At 42.3% G+C, this 20,048-nt stretch carries 14 protein-coding genes; 5 read left to right on the plus strand and 9 right to left on the minus strand.

Annotated elements, in window-relative coordinates; all coding sequences use genetic code 11:
- Window positions 1-126 precede the first annotated feature (126 nt).
- From rpsG to V7K84_RS27485, 5 genes are all read right to left on the minus strand, one after another.
- Window positions 127-597, minus strand: a complete 471-nt coding sequence (gene rpsG, locus V7K84_RS27465; protein WP_069070112.1) for a 30S ribosomal protein S7 — start codon at window positions 595-597, stop codon at window positions 127-129.
- A 570-nt stretch (window positions 598-1,167) separates the two neighbouring features.
- Window positions 1,168-1,551, minus strand: a complete 384-nt coding sequence (rpsL, locus tag V7K84_RS27470) for a 30S ribosomal protein S12 (protein WP_012410236.1) — start codon at window positions 1,549-1,551, stop codon at window positions 1,168-1,170.
- Between the two features lie 133 nt (window positions 1,552-1,684).
- The gene (locus tag V7K84_RS27475; protein WP_292815805.1) at window positions 1,685-2,008 is read right to left on the minus strand and encodes a HesB/IscA family protein; all 324 of its coding nucleotides are present in this window, start codon (window positions 2,006-2,008) and stop codon (window positions 1,685-1,687) included.
- A 250-nt stretch (window positions 2,009-2,258) separates the two neighbouring features.
- Entirely contained in the window at window positions 2,259-2,678 is a 420-nt protein-coding gene (locus V7K84_RS27480; protein ID WP_099099760.1) for a cupin domain-containing protein, read from the minus strand.
- A 268-nt stretch (window positions 2,679-2,946) separates the two neighbouring features.
- The gene (locus tag V7K84_RS27485; protein WP_442941021.1) at window positions 2,947-4,995 is read right to left on the minus strand and encodes a phosphodiester glycosidase family protein; all 2,049 of its coding nucleotides are present in this window, start codon (window positions 4,993-4,995) and stop codon (window positions 2,947-2,949) included.
- A gap of 1,016 nt (window positions 4,996-6,011) precedes the next feature.
- Here V7K84_RS27485 and gltB point away from each other — a divergent pair.
- Window positions 6,012-10,712 (plus strand): glutamate synthase large subunit, encoded by a 4,701-nt coding sequence (gene gltB, locus V7K84_RS27490; protein WP_334842789.1) that lies wholly within the window; start codon window positions 6,012-6,014, stop codon window positions 10,710-10,712.
- 285 nt (window positions 10,713-10,997) lie between these two features.
- Here gltB and V7K84_RS27495 read toward each other — a convergent pair whose 3' ends face one another.
- Window positions 10,998-11,909 (minus strand): polysaccharide deacetylase family protein, encoded by a 912-nt coding sequence (locus V7K84_RS27495; RefSeq protein WP_334842791.1) that lies wholly within the window; start codon window positions 11,907-11,909, stop codon window positions 10,998-11,000.
- Window positions 11,910-13,498: 1,589 nt separating this feature from the next.
- Between V7K84_RS27495 and lepB the strand changes: the two genes are divergently transcribed.
- Window positions 13,499-14,071, plus strand: a complete 573-nt coding sequence (lepB, locus tag V7K84_RS27500) for a signal peptidase I (protein ID WP_334842793.1) — start codon at window positions 13,499-13,501, stop codon at window positions 14,069-14,071.
- A gap of 79 nt (window positions 14,072-14,150) precedes the next feature.
- Here the strand turns inward: lepB and V7K84_RS27505 are convergent, their stop codons facing one another.
- Together V7K84_RS27505 and V7K84_RS27510 are read right to left on the minus strand one after the other, a co-directional pair.
- Window positions 14,151-14,684: a ComEA family DNA-binding protein gene (locus V7K84_RS27505; protein ID WP_334842795.1), complete on the minus strand. Its 534-nt coding sequence runs from the start codon at window positions 14,682-14,684 to the stop codon at window positions 14,151-14,153.
- Between the two features lie 14 nt (window positions 14,685-14,698).
- Complete coding sequence (locus V7K84_RS27510; RefSeq protein WP_194042368.1) at window positions 14,699-15,073, minus strand: NINE protein; 375 nt, start codon at window positions 15,071-15,073, stop codon at window positions 14,699-14,701.
- A gap of 222 nt (window positions 15,074-15,295) precedes the next feature.
- Here V7K84_RS27510 and V7K84_RS27515 point away from each other — a divergent pair, with 222 nt between their 5' ends.
- Together V7K84_RS27515 and V7K84_RS27520 are read left to right on the plus strand one after the other, a co-directional pair.
- Window positions 15,296-16,228 (plus strand): J domain-containing protein, encoded by a 933-nt coding sequence (locus V7K84_RS27515; RefSeq protein WP_334842797.1) that lies wholly within the window; start codon window positions 15,296-15,298, stop codon window positions 16,226-16,228.
- Between the two features lie 126 nt (window positions 16,229-16,354).
- Complete coding sequence (locus V7K84_RS27520) at window positions 16,355-16,678, plus strand: DUF1825 family protein (RefSeq protein WP_094349476.1); 324 nt, start codon at window positions 16,355-16,357, stop codon at window positions 16,676-16,678.
- Window positions 16,679-16,746: 68 nt separating this feature from the next.
- Here V7K84_RS27520 and V7K84_RS27525 read toward each other — a convergent pair whose 3' ends face one another.
- The gene (locus tag V7K84_RS27525) at window positions 16,747-18,672 is read right to left on the minus strand and encodes a transglycosylase domain-containing protein (RefSeq protein WP_334842799.1); all 1,926 of its coding nucleotides are present in this window, start codon (window positions 18,670-18,672) and stop codon (window positions 16,747-16,749) included.
- Between the two features lie 173 nt (window positions 18,673-18,845).
- Between V7K84_RS27525 and tyrS the strand changes: the two genes are divergently transcribed.
- A complete protein-coding gene (gene tyrS, locus V7K84_RS27530; RefSeq protein ID WP_334842843.1) occupies window positions 18,846-20,036 on the plus strand; it encodes a tyrosine--tRNA ligase in 1,191 nt (396 codons plus the stop codon).
- The last annotated feature ends 12 nt before the right edge of the window (window positions 20,037-20,048 follow it).

Here is a 20,048-nt window from a genome sequence, read left to right on the forward strand (position 1 = left end):
ATAGTTTTTGCCTCATGATATCTTGTATATTACTCTTTGTTAAGATTCTATACTTTTACGGAAAACCGTCTTTTTTTGTAAATTTACGATATACCGCTTTGGCAAGGCGATATATCGCTTTTTTACTTAGTAACGATAATGTGCGAATGCTTTGTTAGCTTCCGCCATCCGGTGTGTTTCTTCGCGTTTGCGAATGGCATTTCCAGTTTCGTTGGCAGCATCCATTAACTCATTTGCCAATTTGCTGGCCATTGTCCGGCCTGGTCTTGACCGGGAATATTGCACTAACCAACGCAGTGCTAAAGTAGTGCCCCGTTCTGTACGCACTTCCATTGGTACTTGGTAGGTTGCTCCACCAACTCGCCGAGCTTTTACTTCTACTAAAGGCGTGGCATTTCGCACTGCTCTTTCAAAGGTTTCTAAGGCACCAGCACCAGTGCGTTCTTCAATAGTTTTTAATGCATCATAAACAATGCGTGCGGCAAGTGATTTTTTGCCATGACGCATGATCCGTCTGATAATCATGCTCACAAGGCGACTGTTATATACGGAGTCAGACGGAACTGGGCGCCTTTGAATAACACCACGACGAGACATACTTCACCTTTAATTCGGAATTGGCAACGAAATTATATGCTATCAGACACCGGAAACTAAAAGCGGTAGAATCCAACCCTCAGACTTCCTCAATTTTTTCGACCGTTGCAGCAAGGCTGACTTATTTACTGCCAATTTTTGATTTTTGATTTTTGATTTTGGATTAAAAGTTTTCGGTATATATTCCGATCGCAAGGATCTGAACAAATCAAAAGTCTGTAAGCCTAATTCCCTTGTGGGTTTGACCAATCCAAAATCGCAAATCGTTCGACTCAGCGTAGCCGAAGTCTAAAATCTAAAATTGTTTGACTTGCTACCTGCAACTAAATACTCAAGGCGACAAGATTATAAACTTTAATGTTCAGATGAGAAATTTGCTGTCAGTTACAGCTTTCTCTTCAGAACTTCTACACTTGCTCGCTTAGTGTAGATGTAGCTTGCTTGATTTTTTGAAACAGACTTTAGCAGTCTTCATCACTACTGTTAGAACAAAGACGGCGCTCCTTCTTTTGCCCTTCAGCGTTTTTAGATAGACGATTAATCGTGTTGGATGCGATTAATCGCCTAATCCTATTTTTTCGCTTCTTTAGGACGCTTGGTTCCATACTTGGAACGGCCTTGCTTGCGGTCTTTGACTCCGGCTGTATCTAGGGTGCCACGGATAATGTGGTATCTCACGCCTGGTAGATCCTTAACCCGACCGCCACGAATCATCACAACTGAGTGTTCTTGTAAGTTGTGACCAATGCCTGGAATGTAAGCTGTGACTTCAAATCCAGAAGTAAGTCTGACTCTTGCTACTTTGCGTAGGGCTGAGTTAGGCTTTTTTGGTGTGGTCGTGTAGACTCTGGTACAAACTCCCCGACGTTGGGGACATTGTTTCAGAGCCGGGGACTTGGTTTTCTGACGCGCTTGTTCGCGCTCATTTCGTATTAGCTGCTGTATTGTTGGCATGAGTTACAGCGCGTAAAGCTGCTTATGGTCTAAGTTTTAACAAATCCTGATTATATCTTTTTTTACGGCTTTATGTCAATTGCTATTTTTCCTTAGCGATCAAACATCTGTTTTTTGACTAATTGTTCAATCATTAAGGACTCAAGGAGAAGGAATTGCCACAGCCACAGGTAGCGATCGCTTGGGGATTGTGGAAGCGAAAACCACCACCCATTAAGTCTTCTGAATAATCAACTCTCAAACCGTTAAGGTAATTTAAGCTTGCGGCATCTATGACCACTTGAATCTCATCCAAGTCGAAAACCTGGTCGTCAACTTTTATTGCTTCATCGAAGGACATATCATAAAAGAACCCGGAACAACCACCTGGTTTTACTGCCAATCGAAACAAGACATTTGTTTGCTTGGACTTTATTCGCCCAATCTCACTTACGGCTGCTTGACTCAGATGAATCATGGAACTCGTTTTTTGCAATTGAATACCCCATCTTCCATTTTACAGATAGGTTGACCCTTGCTTGTGCAAAATTCCAAATCACCAAAGGCTTGAGCGCGATCGCTATTACTACATTTATAACACTAACATGCTTCAGTCCCCACCTTGACTAGGTAGGGACTTCTGGGGTGTAGTAGTTCGTTTACAAAGACGGTTTACACAAAAATGTATTTAGCTTTGGGATTAGAGCTTTAATAACGTTCTTTCAGTTTTAATCTTTGGTACGAGCATAGTCATCTTGGTAGCGAATAATATCATCTTCTCCCAAGTATTCGCCATTTTGAACTTCAATCAATACCAAGGGGATCACGCCAGGATTCTCTAAACGATGAGATGTACATTGGGGTACATAAGTTGATTCATTATTGCTCAGTAGTACTTCTTTCTCACCACAAACTACTCTAGCTGTACCAGAGACGACAATCCAATGTTCGCTACGGTGATGGTGCATTTGTAGACTGAGGCGGTGTCCAGGCTTAACTTCGATGCGCTTAATTTTGTATCCGCGCCCTTCTTCTAAAACTGTAAAAGCACCCCAAGGACGTAATTCAGTTGCAGCAACGCCCCTGGAAGTTATGGTTGGAGGGAGGTGTAGAGTTTCAGTCTGTGTAGTTTCTTGATATCGAGCCATAGTTACCTCATTTGAAGACATAACAAACCGTTGGTACTCTTAATTATTGATAAAAAATCCGGCGCTATCTTGCAACCTTGAAAATCAGCAATTTTGTCGCACTTTGATAAACATAGCAAAATCAAACCTTATAGCGTAAACTATCACTACTAAAATTCTGATGTCTACACCAAGTCTTCATCAAGCAAAATGACAGCTTGTTCTAAACTTTAAAAAGTGACTGGGGATTTGGGATTGGTAAGTGAGTTTTTCTCTATTCCCTATTACCTCATTTTCGTGGTTGCAAGAAAATACCAATTCCATTATGAACACGAGCAGCGGTACTGGGAGATCGATCGAGTAGTTGCCCTCCTAAATAAAGGCTGGTAGAACTACCACCATCCAAATTTAGGGCATCCACACAGCCCATTAATTGCATCAATTGGGCATGTTCTGCCAAGTTAGGCCCATAACCGCCGACACGATTATGTGTGGCAGTAATCATCAGTGTGCCTGTTGCTGTTGTGCAAATACCGCTACGAATAGCTTTTTCGGCAATAAAGGCATTGCTGAATTTTTCGCCTTTGGCATCAAGGACAATTTGACGATTTTGGATTAGTAGCGGCCCAGCACCGATAATGTGGGGATAACGACTAAAATCAGCTGGAGTAGTGGCGCTGGAAAGACTTACTGCGCTTCCAATAGGTAGCTGGGAGGCAGCACTAGTAGCGTTAGCGCGTAAAGTTAGCAGGTAGCCATCCTGGGGAATGGGAACCACTGTCGCACCAACTTTGCCGCCTGGTAACTGATTAGTAATTTGGTTTTTTTCTACTACTAAGATAATTTCGTTATCTGTCAGGGGTGTATAAGTTGATCCCCAAGCTGAGGTGTAACGAGCAATGCCACTCTGGACGTAACCACTGTTGAGAAACAGAATTGGTAAGCGCTGGTCGTTTGCTGTGATTAAAGTTTCTTCTAAGGTGAGACGACCGAAGTAAAATTGGCCTGAATTATTCCAAGCGATCGCACCTCGGTTAAGAATGGGGCCTGATAACCATTGACTATCTCGACGAATCGCACCCAATGGCAATTTATTATTACGGTTAAAATAACCACCATTAATTCCAGCTACTGCTAAGTAACGTTGTGCTGTTTGAATTAAGGGAGCAGTACCCGCAAGCCCATCAGGACTAGCCCACATAGGTTTTAAGGTTAGCCCAAATTTGCGGGGATTAACTTCTAACCAGACTACAGGAAAACGCTCTGTGCCTAAGTTGACATAATGCTGTCGCCAACGCAATCCTGGGGCCCAAGTAATATCTTGTTCTTCTAGAGGATCGGGTCGAATATTGATAATCAGGCGATTGGGGTTATCTACAGTACTAACTTGAGGCGATAGACCAAAGGGAACGCTCAGACTAATAATCGTTTGGTTTTTCACCACCTCCACTTTTTGAATCAGTGGTTCAGGGGCTGGTGGTGTTGGTTCTGTTGGTGTAGCTGGTGATAATTGTTTGAGTAGGTTTGGCAGCAATGTTGGTGGTGCTACTGGTGGCTGGGGAGTATAGCGTTCTATCAAAACAGGGTCGGCTATTCCATCCAGGGTAATCGTCCACTGTCTATTTGGCGGTACAGTGGATTTGGGAGTTGGCGTATCTGGATCGGAAGACGGAGTTTGCGGTTTGGCGATCGCTGACCCTTGTGCAAGTTGCCAGGGAGTGGGACGATCTAAATCGACAAGAATCCGAGTCTGTTGCAAAGGGGTACTCGCTTCTGGAGGTTCCTGACTCTGAACAATATTTGTTATTTGTGTTTTTGGGGTAGCAATCACCAAAATGTTGCCATTAGCTTGAATTTGCCAGCCAGATGTTTGAGCAAAATTAGTGATATCCAGATAGCGATATGCTCCTAGTAGCCTAGTGGTTAACACCTGTGGCTTTGTCACCGGCGAAAACCACTGTATTGGTTGCTTCGCTGAATTACTACTGTTTAAGAAATTTACTCCAATTAATTGCCTGAATGCTCCGTCACTGAGATGAGTTGTCACCTGTCCAGATTTTCCAGGTCGCTGTAACCAAGTTCCTGGTAAAGTATGACCATTGAGGGAAATTTGATTACCAGAGGATGCCACACCTGGTAAAAGAGGTGCGGGTGACTGTGATATTAACCTGGGTGTTGATTTGGTGGTTTTTGCGGACTCCTGGGCGTTGGTAGCATAGGTGGTAGTTAAGCACAGTGCTGTCAAAAGTATTGATGACACAGTAGCCCGAAAAAACTTGCAAACGCCAAGGGCGTTTGCAAAGCCATCGCTAATCTCTGATTGGCAACAATTCGGCATTTTTACCATAATTTACTAGATACTTTGGAAAACTATTACCCAAGGTTTAAACTAACCAATTATTTGGAAATATAAAGGAAACATGACTTTATTTTTTAATAAATATGGTAATCTATATATTGGCTAGTTATCTCTTTTAGGCACACATTAATTTACTTAGACGCTAAAGCCACTGCAATCAAGCTTTTTAACTCCCACTAATTCTAACCACACTATATACGGTAGTTTTGGTTATCAAAATTGGATTAAAATATTTAATCCTAGCTGAAGGTTGCTACTGTTATTACTTCAGTAATGTCTAGTTAATAGTAATACATGCGGCAAGTGGTAAGCGGCAAAATTCTAGACAACAACAATATTTGGGAATTGTCAAATGGGTATATATTGTAATACGCTGATTTTATTGCTGGATCGGGATAACCAAATAATTACTAATTCGTAATTCGTAATTCGTAATTAAAAAGGAACACCAGATCGGACTCAATTTTTAATTCAATGGTTAACAAGACAATGAAGGGTAGAACCCCTCACTGATTGCAACCACGAATTAAGGTAGCGTAGCGTAAAGCTTTTAGCATAGCTTCTCTAAGAAACGCAACGCGACTGCTTAGAGTGAGTTCTTGATTGTCACGAGCAATTACGAATTATCTGGGCTGTGGCTTTAAAAAATAGTGCAGCGTTCAGTTTTAGTTTTGTTTCAGGTGAGCCGAAATAGGCTCCATGAGTAGCTAGCGTGCATCTGGAAAAATAAATTGAAAAAATACTTAGCTTCAAAATATAAAAAAGAAACTGTCAGGGCAAAAATAATGTCTTGGCGGAGGTAACTTGTCTAACACCGCATAAACACATAAAAATACGCAATTATTTTAACACGGGGGAACTGATAAAGTAAAACCGAAGTTAAAATTTTTTTTCCCTAAATTTCGGTGCCTATATATTTTTCCATCGCTGAAATTAGAAATTTTTTCCCACAATGTAGTGGCAAAATTGGTAACTCAATACTTCAGGAACAGGGTATGAATAATCAACCGATGAATCAAGACCAGAAAATCACAGCGAATATCAACCCAAGAGATACCTATCAGGGGCAAAAGTGGTTAGTAGAGGAACGAGATGCCTGTGGTGTAGGTTTTATTGCTCATCGCCAAAATCATACCAGCCACGAAATTGTCGAAAAAGCCTTAGCTGCTTTAACCTGCTTAGAACACCGGGGGGGTTGTAGCGCCGATCGCGACTCTGGTGATGGTGCTGGAGTATTGACAGCAATTCCTTGGGAGTTGTTCCAACAAGACTTTGCCCAAAGGGGAAAGGAATTTCCATCTAGCGATCGCATAGCTGTGGGGATGATATTTCTACCACAAGACCAGCAAGCTGCACAACAAGCGAGGGTGACTGTTGAGCAAGTAGCTGCTGAAGAGAAATTAATTGTATTGGGTTGGCGAGTAGTGCCAGTGCAATCTGATTTGCTGGGGGTACAAGCAAGAGAAAATCAGCCCCAGATTGAACAAGTTTTGTTAGCTTCTGTTGACAAAAGCGGTGATGAATTAGAACGGCAGTTGTATATTACCCGCCGCCGAATTAGTAAAGCTGCAACTAACATCTCAGAAGAATTTTATATCTGTTCGTTGTCAAGTCGCACAATTGTCTACAAAGGCATGGTGCGTTCTGCTGTCTTGGGCAGCTTTTATGACGATTTAAAAAATCCAGCTTACAAAAGTGCCTTTGCTGTTTATCACCGCCGCTTTAGTACCAATACCATGCCCAAGTGGCCCCTAGCCCAACCGATGCGGCTTTTGGGTCACAACGGCGAAATCAATACCTTATTGGGTAACATCAACTGGATGATGGCGCGAGAAGCTAGCCTGAATCATCCTGTATGGGGCGATCGCATCCAGGAACTCAAGCCATTAGTTCATATTGATAACAGCGACTCAGCTACCCTAGACAACGTAGTGGAATTGCTGGTTTGCTCTGGACGCAGCCCCTTGGAAGCTTTAATGATTATGGTTCCAGAGGCTTACCAAAATCAACCTTCTTTACGTGAATCTCCAGAAATTGTTGATTTCTACGAATATTACAGTGGTTTGCAAGAAGCTTGGGACGGGCCAGCACTTTTAGTATTCAGCGATGGCAAAAAGGTTGGTGCAACTCTAGATCGTAATGGTTTAAGACCAGCTCGTTACCTGATCACCAAAGATGATTACATTGTTGTAGCTTCGGAAGCTGGTGTGGTGGACTTCCCAGAAGCCGATATTGTCGAGAAAGGTAGACTCGGCCCAGGGCAAATGATTGCCGTGGATTTAGAAAATCATGAAGTGCTGAAGAATTGGGACATTAAGCAGCGCATCGCCAAGCAGCACCCTTATGGAGAATGGCTGCAACAGCACCGTCAAGAACTTAAACAAATTGTCAGTAGTCAGCCGTCACATGTGAATGGCAATGGACATCTGGCTGCTGAGAATGGTAACGGGCATAGTCCAACTGACAAAATTGACAAGCAAACCTTACTTCAGCGTCAAACTGCCTTTGGCTACACCACAGAAGATGTAGAAATGGTGATTCATCCAATGGCGATCGCAGGTTCAGAACCGACTTTCTGCATGGGTGATGATATTCCCTTAGCGGTGCTGTCACAAAAGCCCCACCTACTTTATGACTATTTCAAACAGCGCTTTGCTCAGGTGACGAACCCAGCGATCGATCCCCTGCGAGAAAAGCTAGTGATGTCTCTGAAAGTCGAACTGGGCGAACGGGGTAACTTATTAGAACCCAAGCCAGAATATGCTCGGAGATTGAAACTTGAGTCGCCAGTGTTAACGGATGCAGAATTAGAGGCAATTAAGCTGTCAGGATTTGCCACGGCTGAGTTGTCAACTCTATTTGCGATCGCTAGCGGCCCAGAAGGATTGAAAGCCGCAGTGCAATCTTTACAAGCACAAGCAGCTGAGTCAGTCCGAGCAGGTGCAAAGATTTTAATATTAAGCGATCGCGATCGGGTCAATGACAGTCTCAACACAGAATATACCTACATTCCTCCCCTATTAGCAGTAGGTGCGGTGCATCACCATCTAATTCGTGAGGGGTTGCGAATGAAAACATCCCTGATTGTGAATACTGCTCAATGCTGGAGTACCCATCACTTTGCTTGTCTGATTGGCTATGGTGCTGGCGCAGTTTGCCCGTACATGGCTTTAGATACGGTGCGTGATTGGTGGTCCGATCCCAAAACTCAAAAGTTAATGGGTGTGCAAAAAATTCCCACCCTCACCCTAGAACAAGCTTTAGGAAACTATCGCAAAGCAGTAGAGTCAGGTTTGCTCAAAATTCTCTCCAAAATGGGAATTTCTCTGCTCTCCAGCTATCAAGCAGCCCAAATATTTGAAGCTATTGGCATCGGTGGAGATTTAATCGACCTGGGATTTCGTGGTACCACTTCCCGCATCGGTGGTTTGAGCATTACCGAACTTGCTGATGAAGTGCTTTCCTTCCACGTCAAAGCTTTCCCAGAACTAACGACCAAGAAGTTAGAAAACTTGGGCTTTGTGCAGTACCGTCCTGGCGGCGAGTACCACATGAATAGCCCCGAAATGGTTAAGGCACTGCATAAGGCTCTAGATGGCAAAAACTACGACCACTATGAAGTTTACAAAAAGCACCTCCAAGGCAGACCAGCAACAGCCTTGCGAGATTTACTAGATTTCCAAGGCGATCGCACCCCGGTTCCTCTAGAAGAAGTGGAATCGGTATATGAAATAGTCAAGCGCTTCTGCACAGGCGGCATGTCTTTAGGCGCTTTGTCAAGAGAAGCCCACGAAACTTTAGCGATCGCGATGAACCGCATTGGCGGTAAATCAAATTCTGGAGAAGGCGGCGAAGATCCTGTCCGCTACACAGTTTTAGATGATGTAGACGAGTCTGGTCACTCGCCAACCTTACCTCATTTAAAAGGATTGCAAAATGGCGATCGAGCCTATAGTGCCATTAAGCAAGTAGCATCGGGACGCTTTGGTGTCACACCAGAGTACCTAGTTAACGCCAAACAAATTGAAATCAAAATTGCCCAAGGTGCCAAGCCTGGAGAAGGTGGACAACTGCCAGGGCCCAAGGTAAGCCAATACATTGCGATGTTAAGGCGCTCTAAACCAGGTGTGACGCTGATATCGCCACCACCGCACCACGATATTTATTCGATTGAAGACCTAGCACAACTGATTTTTGATCTGCACCAAATTAATCCGAAAGCAAAGGTGTCGGTGAAGCTAGTTTCAGAAGTTGGCATTGGTACGATCGCGGCTGGTGTAGCGAAGGCAAACGCTGATATTATCCAGATTTCTGGACATGATGGTGGTACAGGTGCATCGCCACTCAGTTCGATTAAACATGCTGGTTCACCGTGGGAACTGGGTTTAAGCGAAGTGCATCGCGTCTTGATGGAAAATGGCTTGCGCGATCGCGTGATTTTACGCGTAGATGGCGGACTCAAGAGTGGTTGGGATGTGGTAATAGGTGCATTGATGGGCGGCGAAGAATTTGGTTTCGGCTCCATTGCCATGATTGCTGAAGGCTGTATCATGGCGCGGATTTGCCATACAAATAATTGTCCCGTCGGTGTTGCCTCTCAGAAAGAAGAACTCCGCAAGCGGTTTACGGGAATACCGGAACAAGTTGTCAACTTCTTCTACTTCATTGCCGAAGAAGTGCGGAGTTTGTTAGCCCGACTTGGCTACCGTTCTTTGTCAGAAATCGTTGGACGTGCAGATTTGTTAAAACTGCGCCCAGAGGTAAATCTCGCCAAAACGCGATCGCTAAATCTTGACTGCTTACTTCAGCTACCAAATAGCAAAGACAATCGTAGCTGGTTGGTGCATGAAGAAGTTCACAGCAACGGCGTGGTTTTGGATGACAAATTCCTTGCCGATCCCGACATTCTGGCTGCTATTAGGGATCAGTCTACTGTCACCAAGACTTACCCAATTATCAATACTGATAGAACAGTGGGTACAAGATTAGCGGGTGCGATCGCTTCTCAATACGGTGACAGTGGCTTTGAAGGACAAATTAATCTCAACTTTACAGGTAGTGTTGGGCAAAGCTTTGGTGCTTTCAACCTCCCAGGCATAATTCTCAGCCTAGAAGGAGAAGCAAACGACTATGTAGGTAAAGGGATGCATGGTGGTGAAATCATCATCAAACCTCCAACTGATGCTACCTATAACGCATCACAAAACGTGATAGTTGGTAATACCTGTCTCTATGGTGCTACTGGCGGCATATTATTTGCCAACGGTCTAGCAGGAGAGCGCTTTGCTGTGAGAAACTCCAAAGGCGTAGCAGTGATTGAAGGCGCTGGGGATCACTGCTGTGAATACATGACAGGTGGTGTGATTGTCGTCCTCGGCAAAGTAGGACGTAACGTAGCCGCTGGAATGACTGGTGGACTCGCATACTTCTTGGATGAAGACGACTCATTTCGTGAGTTAGTCAACCCGGAAATTGTCAAAATACAGCGCGTGATTACCGAATTAGGTGCAAAGCAACTGCAAGAATTAATCCAAAATCATGCAGAACGCACTGGTTCACCAAAGGCGAAGAAAATTCTGCAAAACTGGCAAGAATTTTTGCCGAAATTCTGGCAGTTAGTTCCGCCTTCTGAAGCTGATAGTCCAGAAGCCAATCCTGAAAAAACAACTGAGTTAAGTTTGGTAAGCAGTCATTAAGAGACTTCTAACAAATAAATTCAATCTTGTGAGGCAGGCCTTCTGGCCTGCCTTTTAATAAAATAAGGTTTTCAGCGCCAAAAAACTTTTGTAATAGTCATGTAATAATATCAATACAGTATCAATATTTGGGCGATCGCTCTTTAGAGAAAAATGTTTTGATTCACTGCTAGAGTGCCCTTAATTATCAGTCTCTAACCGAACGTAAAAATTAGGCATTTTAACCAAAAAATATAATTTTAATTTTTCGCAGATTAGTATTGACTAATTACCCATAATTAATAATTATTGTTTCTTGTTCGCTAGCAACTTTTGGTCAGTATCTTCGATTTCTAAAAGTTCTGGAATAGTCACAAAGCGATAGCCTTGCTTTTTAAAGTTGCTAATAATTTCTGGTAAAGCTTGCACAGTTCTAGAACGATTACCACCACCATCATGCATTAGCACAATCCCACCTGGTTTAGAATCTTTAATCACGTTATCGATCAACTTTGGTACAGTTGGTAACTTGTAGTCTGTGGAATCAGCCGACCACATCACCACAGCATACTTTTGTCCTTTAGCATAACCAGTTAATCCATTGTGTAGCATACCACCAGGCGGTCGGAACAAATTTGTTTTGACACCTGTAACTTGATAAATTAAGTCTGTTGTGCGCTCAATTTCAAAAGCAGCTGCTTGTTGATTAAAGAAGTGATACCAGTGATGCCAAGTATGGTTGGCAATGACGTGACCTTGAGCGACAATCTGCCTTCCTAACTCTGGATAATTTTTTAGGTTCTGCCCGACTACAAAAAACGTCCCTTTGATATTATTTGATTTCAGAATATTTAACACTTGCTCTGTAGTCTCAGGCCAAGGGCCATCATCAAAGGTGAGAGCAATCACTTTCTCTCCCTGAGTAAGCTTTGCAGCCTTAATGATTGCCCCTTGAAAACGTGATGGTATGGGGTAGGCTAGACCCTTTGTTTGTGCTTCTTGCTGCCAACTTGTAAGCATCGCCGCCTTTAATTTCTCAATGCGCTGCTGAGTTCCTACGTTTGCAGATACATCCTTGATATTTATACTTGGTCTACTCTGAGCATCCGAAGCATTTGGCCTTAGAAGCATCATAAAAGCAAGACTAAAAACACCACCTAAAGCAAGTAGTGCAATTAATATTCCTTCTGGCCACAGAAACGACTTATTGTTTTCCACCTCAAAGCTCCTTCAAAGATCGAACCATCACCACAGTTATGACGGTACGTTATAGCACATTTTTATTAGATATTTAGATACCAGCTGCTTTCTGGTAATCATGAAAATTAGAATTGGTACTAACGGTAATTCAGAATTGATAAGACAGACTATATTGCTTTAACTGAAATCTATATGCTCTAGATTTTGACAGCGTTGAATATACAATATTTGGTACTGTTTAATTTCAACCCAGTCACAAAAGGTAAGCTTTGTGCTTCCACATTATTACCGCTAGCTCTAAGAAGGAGAGGAACACAATCAGATAATTAACCACACCCCAAAATCCTCTTAAATAGGAGTTATGAATTAGTTGCTGTTTTTCAGTTCACCGCTAAGGCAGCATTATCTTTTCAAGTTTTATAACTTTTCAAATAAGATGAACTCAGTTGTCATACTTATAATTTGCACTTTTAGCCAGACTTTATGACAGTAAAACTGTATAATTTACAACTTAAGTGAATTGTTTGATTAACATACAAAACTACTTAAAAGGGCGGTATCTCTTTAAAAAAGAGTCTGGTAAACTATTAGTTATATTCTTGATAGGATATATTTTACTGCCTGTTGCCATTGTTTCCTTTTTAAGAAAAAGTTAAATTTTCAACTGACAGAATGTTACCTTGTACCTTCTATGAAATAGAGCAGACGAAAATTGATTCAATATAGTTTCTTATTGCCAAGGGGCATGTATTCTTTAAATCTAGTCACCTTTGACTCATTCAACAAAAATAATTCTATCAGCAGCTTACTTCTCTTTCGGATGCTGATACTTTAGCCGAAATTGCTAGTAGCTTTTTATCTGTGAATGTTTTTCTCGATCGTTAAGTATGTTTATATCTTAATTAATAGTACAGTTTAATATGCACTGTCACCGTGTAATTACGGAAATTAATTTCGTAGATACAGGCAAGTGATTAAAATCACAATAGCATGGCATCTATCTATTAAAGCAATAAAGTCTATATTTCATCTTTAAAAGTAGTATTTTTTACTAAAAATGCTTATTTTAATCAAATTTGTGCATTGAAAAATACATTTATATCTTGGCTAACTTTATGTAATATCACTTAAGAATATAGACCACAATATATTTTCTTGCAACTCAACCTCCAGCAAGACTGCCTCTGCCTTTTTTCAGTAAAGTGAGGTAGATACTGTCAAACATGAGGTATATCTATTTTGCAGCTCTACGACCAATTTTATGTTTAAAGAAAAAACCTACTGCTTGTATCGCTCTAGCAGTCTGTAACTAGCTTCTTTTGCAGTAAACAACAAAACTTACGATTGTCTCATAACTTGCCTTATAATTACAGCAATTAGAATTTTTATTTTTAATAATCTATTTAGCAATCCTAATTATTAGCTTATATTACCTTAGACAATTCATAGTTTATTTACAGTACTTTTGCTTATCTGTTGTAAATGGATAAGTGTATTATTTGATGTCTGTATAGGTTGACCCTAAATCCTATTTTCCTATTAATATACCTTTTGAGTCAAAATAATCAAGGTATTTGTCTCACTTCTGAAACTGGCTAGAAACTTTTATGATTCCTCACGAAAGTGATGCAAAAGAAGAGCGTGCGTCGTTAAAAGTATGGCGTAGTTGGCAAGAAAATCTGATCTTAATTGCGATCGCACTGTGTTTGGCATTCTTAATCAGGACTTTTATCGCCGAACCGCGCTATATACCTTCTGACTCAATGTTACCCACCTTACATACTGGCGATCGCTTGGTAGTTGAAAAAATCTCCTACCATTTTCACCCTCCGATAACTGGCGATATTATTGTTTTTCAGCCACCCGCAGAACTACAACGTCGAGGATATCCCAAAGACCAAGCGTTTATCAAGCGAGTTATTGGTCAGCCTGGTGAGGTAATTAGTGTTGCTTCTGGCAAAGTCTACCTTAACGGTCAACCCTTGGCAGAAGACTACATCGCAGAACCTCCAAATCAGCCATATCAACCAGTGAAAGTCCCAGAAGACGAATTTTTTGTGATGGGAGATAATCGCAACGATAGTAATGACTCTCGCTATTGGGGCTTTTTACCCAGAAAAAATGTCATCGGTCGAGCAGCGTTTCGCTTTTGGCCTCTCGATCGCATTGGGTTCATTTAATCAGTTTTAGATTTTGGATTTTTCTTTCAATCCAAAATTGCCAGAGTTAGGAGTTATTTTAAGACTTCTAACTTTTAACTTAAAATCTCAAATAATACATTATCTGGGCGATCGCATCACCAGTTAACTCCAGCCGTCGCTGGAAATCAGCCAGGTTACGGTAAGGCCCGGCTGATTGGCGATTTTGCACTACTGCTTCTGCCAAAGACAAATCTATAAATGGAATTTGTGCTAACTTTTCAACGGTTGCTGTATTCGGGTTGAGTAAATGGGTAGGATTTTCTAAAGATTCGCGGTCATAGTAAATAAAATTCAGTAGAGGCTTTAATGGCTCTAAGCGCGGCGCTGGTATACCCAAAGCCGCAGCGATATCTTCAATACAGTAAAATTTAACACCAGAATGTGAAAGTTCCACAAGCGATCGCGCTTGGTGAATTGACAAACCTGGTAGGCGTAACCAATCATCTACTGTGGCTTGATTAGCATCAATGCGGATACCTAATTGAGCTGCGATCTGAATTTCTTCCCCAGATTGTAGGCGATAGTAGGGATCGTTGAGGAGCTTGGCGCGGAGTTTTTGCAATCTGGAATTTAAAGGTAGCCAGTTATTCATGATTGTCGCTTACCTCAAGAAATCTGGTCTAGCAATTGGCGGCGCTTTTGTTCAAATTCATACTCTGAAATCAGTCCATCTTGGCGCAGAGCATCTAATTCCCGCATTGCGTCAGCGATCGCTCCTACCTGATTAATCGCCTTTTGTGAGTTTCTTGCCGCTGACTTGCCGAGATTAAAATTGCGATCGAAAGCTTCTTCGTCTTGGGCTAAATACCAAACTCCCTCAATCGCACTAGCTACCTTGGGGATCGGCGTCCAGGAAAGCAACACATACAAAACACCCCACAGCGGCTGTCCCAAATAGAATTTATGTAATCCTGAAATTGTCAGCGTGCCAGAAAAAGCTAAAACAGCGGCAACACTTCGGCTTTTGCGCTTAGTCAACATATTTCTAATAAATATACGAATACCATAGTTCTTACAATAAGACAGCCAAAAAGCACAGAAACAATTCAAAACTCACTCATTTTAGTCAATTACCCTGTTTTGCCCTGCCGACTTTTGGGTGGTAAGCCCCACAAATATTTGAAGAAATTTGAGTAAGTTTCACATGACTGTGCATTGAGCTTTGATGTTAATTTGAAGTTTTTAATGGATCGGATTACTGCAATGTCACAGACCTTCCTACCGCCAGAATGGTTTAAACAGCTTTACGATCCTTACGCTGTGCTAGGAATTTCTGTGAGTGCTGACGATCGCCAGATTTTTAAACGCTATCACACTTTAGCAAAACTCCTACATCCCGATCGCTATGCCAAAAGCTGCAATCCAGACCAACAATTAGCAACGGCAATACTGAGCCATTTAATCAATCCAGCTTACGAACAACTCAAAAATCGACACAAGCGCTTGATTGCTATAGCTATGCTGCGATCGGACGCAAGAGTATTACAGCAGGAAGCTTTGTGTGGGAAAAGTGCCATCGCTAAGGAAATTATAGAAATGTCTGCACCCCAAGCAGAATTGTTTTATGAAGAAGCGATCGCCTCTTATGCAGAAGCTCAATACAAATCACTGCATCAGTTCTATCAAGTTACACAACAAATTAGTATACTGAACTTAGTTTATTTACAGTTGCATAAACCTGACCTGTTTCTACCGCAAAAAGCTGTTCCCATCATCCCTGAAGTAGAAATCAAGCCAATTGAATTGACATTAAATGAAAAAACTAATGTCAAACCAGTTTTGACAAACTACGCTCAACGTCACTACCAGCGAGCTATTGAGTACGTCAGGCTAGCCAATTGGGCCCTAGCCGTGCAAGAACTGCGCGATGCCATCAAGTTAGAGCCAAATAATAGTGACTATTATGCCTTATTAGGTTTAGTACATCTCAAACAGAAATTTATCGGGATGGCCAGGGTCTACATCCGTCAAGCATTAAAACTTAACCCGCAAGATTCACTAGCTTTGAAATACGCTACCAGACTGAAAATTGAACCGGGTGAAAATACCAATCCGAAATCAATGGCTAAAGCTCTGAGTATTGCGGCTTTATTAAGTCGATTTAACAAGGGGAAAAGTTCTCAAGTCAAGTGTTGAAATTTCGGTAGCAAACCGTACCAGAACCGAAGCTTCGTGACTAGATTACTCCCCTAGACTAAAATAATAAATAGAAGTAAAACTATTAAGCTACTGAGTCTGGGCGCTCAGTTTAATATAAGCAATATGGGATTCTTCGATTCTGAAATAGTTCAGCAAGAAGCAAAACAGCTGTTTGAGGATTATCAAGCGCTGATCAAGCTTGGCAACAGCTACGGCAAATTTGACCGCGATGGCAAAAAGCTGTTTATTGAGCAAATGGAAACCATGATGGATCGATACCGCATCTTTATGAAGCGCTTCGAGCTATCAGAAGATTTCATGGCACAAATGACAGTAGAACAACTGAAAACACAATTAGGTCAGTTCGGTGTCACCCCGCAACAAATGTTTGACCAAATGCACCTCACTTTAGAACGGATGAAAGCCGAGCTAGAAAAACAGCCCTAACAAAAGTTAGGAGTTGGGAGTTAGGAGTTCTCAATAAACTCATAACTCATAACTTATCACTCCTAACTTTAATTTGACTTGGGACGAGAAAACTGGGAAGGTGACTTGAAGTTTTCTACGGGTACGTTCTTAAGTGCTTTCTCCATAAAATCTTTCCAAATGGGAGCAACCATGACACCACCTGTGGCATGGTCAGCTAATTGTCTGTTGTCATCTCTCCCTACCCAGACAGCAGTTGTCAACTGTGGCACAGTCCCAACAAACCAAATATCTTTTTCTGATGATGTTGTTCCCGTTTTCCCTGCGGCTGGGCGACCGAGGGCAGCACCTTTACCTGTACCTTCAGTGATTACCGATCGCATCACATCTAGAATTGCGGCTGATGCCCAAGGATCGAGGACTAGCTGTGGTTTAGGGGTGTTATCTAGCAAAACGTTACCACTACTATCGGTAACACGGGCAATTACAGTTGGTGGAGATTGCCAGCCATAATTAGCAAAGGTAGCGTATGCACTAGCCATTTCCAAAGGGGTGACACCAATTGCACCAAGTGGTAAGGAAGTCACAGGTTCCATTGGACTCATAATGCCCAAGGTACGACACGTTTCTATGACTCTATTCATCCCCACAGCCTTACCAATCTTGATCACCGGAATGTTGCGCGATTGGGCTAAAGCTCTGCGGATTGGCATAGCTCCACTAAAACCGCCATCATAATTTCTGGGAAAGTACCAACCGTTACCATCTCGATAGCTAACTGGGGAATCTACCACTGTTGAGTCTGGCCCATATTTACCAGTAGCAAAAGCAGTATAGTATACAAACGGTTTAAAAGAAGATCCGGGCTGGCGCTGAGATTGAGTTGCACGATTGAATTCACTGGTCTTAGGATCTATACCACCTACCAGTGCTTTGATAAAATGCGTGCGCGGATCGATTGCCACTAGGGCCATTTGATTCTTAGATAATCCTTGCCCCAGAAGTGTTTTATGCCACTTAACGACAGTTTCCTCAGCCATGATTTGGAAGTTGGCGTCAACTGTAGTTTGCACCCGCATCCCACCTTTGAGTAGTGTCTCACGCCCAAACTTTTTAGCCAACTCCTGCGCTACGGTATTAGTTACATAAGGTAGGGCACTACCTTGAAAGGATTTGATTCTCCCAAGTTTGATTTCTTGCTTGAGGGCATTGTCGTATTCTGACTGGTTGATCCAGTTCAATTCCAGCATTCGCCCCAGCACTTCTTTTTGTTTCTGTTTTGCCAGCTTCATGCTCACAAACGGGCTGAATTCTTCTGGTGCTTGGATCAAACCCGCCATCATTGCCGACTCACCCAAGCTTAAATATTCTGATGATTTATTAAAGTAACTGCGGGCTGCCGTTTGTACACCATAATTGTTATGACCCCAATAAACTTGATTGAGGTACATTTCTAATATTTGGTCTTTAGTGAGAATTTGCTCTAACCTGATTGCTAGCACTCCTTCCGCTAACTTCCGAGTAAAGGCGCGCTTACGAGACAAAAATAGGTTTTTTACCAATTGCATAGTAACAGTAGAGCCACCCTCTTTGACTCCACCTGCTACAGCGTTAACTACTACAGCACGTCCAACACCAGTAGGGTTGATACCGTGGTGATCGTAGAAGTGGCTATCTTCACTTGCCAACACTGCCCGTTTTAAATTCGGAGAAATTCTATCTAAGGGTACGACTTCCCGGTTGGCTTCCCCGTGAATACTCGTTAAAAGCTTGCCCTTAACGTCATAAATGTAAGTCGTTTCTGAGGGAAAGAAGTTACGTAGCTGTCTCACATCTGGCAAATTACGGAAACTGATGGCTAAACCAACCAGTCCTCCGGCTACAATGGAACTTGCCAGCATGGTGATTGAGAGGAGAGTACCGCCAGTTACCTGACCGACTCCTTTCAAAAACTCAAAACCTGATGAAGCCCGACGCTGTGGCTGTTTATCTTCAAAAGTCCTAGACGACGACACGGCTATTTCACTTCCTCACTTGTAAATTTAACTGTAATTGATTGGGTGAAGCAAGGCGGTTAGTTTTTTGCAATTATAGTAGTTTGGCAGATGAGAAAGTGGATAAATTGCCAGTGAATATAACCAACTTAACTTCTAGTGTGCAAAACATAGCTAATAATGAATCTGTTAACATGACGCAAGATTTTGCTTGGCTGCGTCGTGGTGTAGTAGAAGTATTCCCACAATCAGTTGATGTTAACAGCGAAAGTCTAGAAAGGCTCTTACTAACTACAAACCAACCTTTAAGGGTAAAATTAGGGATTGACCCTACTGGTACTGATATTCATCTAGGTCATAGCATACCAGTACGAAAACTGCGAGGTTTTCAAGATGCAGGTCATACAGCAGTTTTAATTATTGGCGATTTTACAGCGCGTATTGGCGATCCAACTGGTAAATCTGAAGTGCGCCGTCAGCTTACAGAAGCAGATGTAGCTCAAAATGCTCAGACTTATTTAGATCAAGTACGTCCTATCTTGGATTTTGACACACCAGGAAGGTTAGAGGTGCGCTATAACTCCGAATGGCTCTCTAAGCTCAACTTAGAGAAAATTTTGGAGTTACTCTCCACGATGACGGTGGGGCAGATGTTAGCGAAAGAAGGATTTGCCGATCGCTATAAAAAAGAGAATCCGATTTTTATCCATGAGTTCCTGTACCCGTTAATGCAAGGTTTTGATTCGGTTGCAGTTGAGGCAGATGTGGAATTAGGCGGCACCGATCAGAAATTCAATATTGCTGTAGGCAGAGATTTACAGCGCCATTTTGGTCAAAAGCCCCAATTTGGAATGCTGTTGCCAATTTTGATTGGCACGGATGGCGTGCAAAAAATGTCTAAGTCTTTAGGTAATTATATCGGATTGTCAGAACACCCAGGACAAAAGTATCAAAAGTTGCAAGGAGTTCCCGATAATCTCTTAGAACAGTATTTTGAACTGTTGACGGATTTACCTTTGGATCGACTGCCAGAAAATCCCCGCGATCGCCAAACACTTTTAGCATGGGAAGTTGTTAAACAGTATCACGGCGAAACCGCAGCCCAAGAGGCAAAAGAAGCAGCCCAAAGCGGCGGTAAGGAAGGTGCAGTTCCAGAATTCTCTCTAGCTAGCGTGCAGCAGTTCCCTACTAAGTTAGCGTATATTCTCAATGTCACTGGCTTGTGCAAAAGTACGGGAGAAGGAAAGCGGAAAATTCAAGAGGGTGGAGTGCGTTTAGATGGCGATCGCATTACTGATGCTGATACCACTTTCGATGCTCCTGGTGAATTACAAGGTAAAGTTTTACAAGTCGGGAAAAATAAGTTTGTGCGCTTAGTGCCTTAAATGGGGAATGGG

The sequence above is a fragment of the Nostoc sp. genome (genome assembly GCF_036917315.1).
Classification (GTDB): Bacteria; Cyanobacteriota; Cyanobacteriia; order Cyanobacteriales; family Nostocaceae; genus Nostoc.

Bases quoted from the DNA above. Each gene is read 5' to 3' on its own strand.
- rpsG (WP_069070112.1), bottom strand. From the start codon at position 597: ATGTCTCGTCGTGGTGTTATTCAAAGGCGCCCAGTTCCGTCTGACTCC.
- rpsL (WP_012410236.1), bottom strand. From the start codon at position 1,551: ATGCCAACAATACAGCAGCTAATACGAAATGAGCGCGAACAAGCGCGT.
- V7K84_RS27475 (WP_292815805.1), bottom strand. From the start codon at position 2,008: ATGATTCATCTGAGTCAAGCAGCCGTAAGTGAGATTGGGCGAATAAAG.
- V7K84_RS27480 (WP_099099760.1), bottom strand. From the start codon at position 2,678: ATGGCTCGATATCAAGAAACTACACAGACTGAAACTCTACACCTCCCT.
- V7K84_RS27485 (WP_442941021.1), bottom strand. From the start codon at position 4,995: ATGCCGAATTGTTGCCAATCAGAGATTAGCGATGGCTTTGCAAACGCC.
- gltB (WP_334842789.1), top strand. From the start codon at position 6,012: ATGAATAATCAACCGATGAATCAAGACCAGAAAATCACAGCGAATATC.
- lepB (WP_334842793.1), top strand. From the start codon at position 13,499: ATGATTCCTCACGAAAGTGATGCAAAAGAAGAGCGTGCGTCGTTAAAA.
- V7K84_RS27505 (WP_334842795.1), bottom strand. From the start codon at position 14,684: ATGAATAACTGGCTACCTTTAAATTCCAGATTGCAAAAACTCCGCGCC.
- V7K84_RS27510 (WP_194042368.1), bottom strand. From the start codon at position 15,073: ATGTTGACTAAGCGCAAAAGCCGAAGTGTTGCCGCTGTTTTAGCTTTT.
- V7K84_RS27515 (WP_334842797.1), top strand. From the start codon at position 15,296: ATGTCACAGACCTTCCTACCGCCAGAATGGTTTAAACAGCTTTACGAT.
- V7K84_RS27520 (WP_094349476.1), top strand. From the start codon at position 16,355: ATGGGATTCTTCGATTCTGAAATAGTTCAGCAAGAAGCAAAACAGCTG.
- tyrS (WP_334842843.1), top strand. From the start codon at position 18,846: ATGACGCAAGATTTTGCTTGGCTGCGTCGTGGTGTAGTAGAAGTATTC.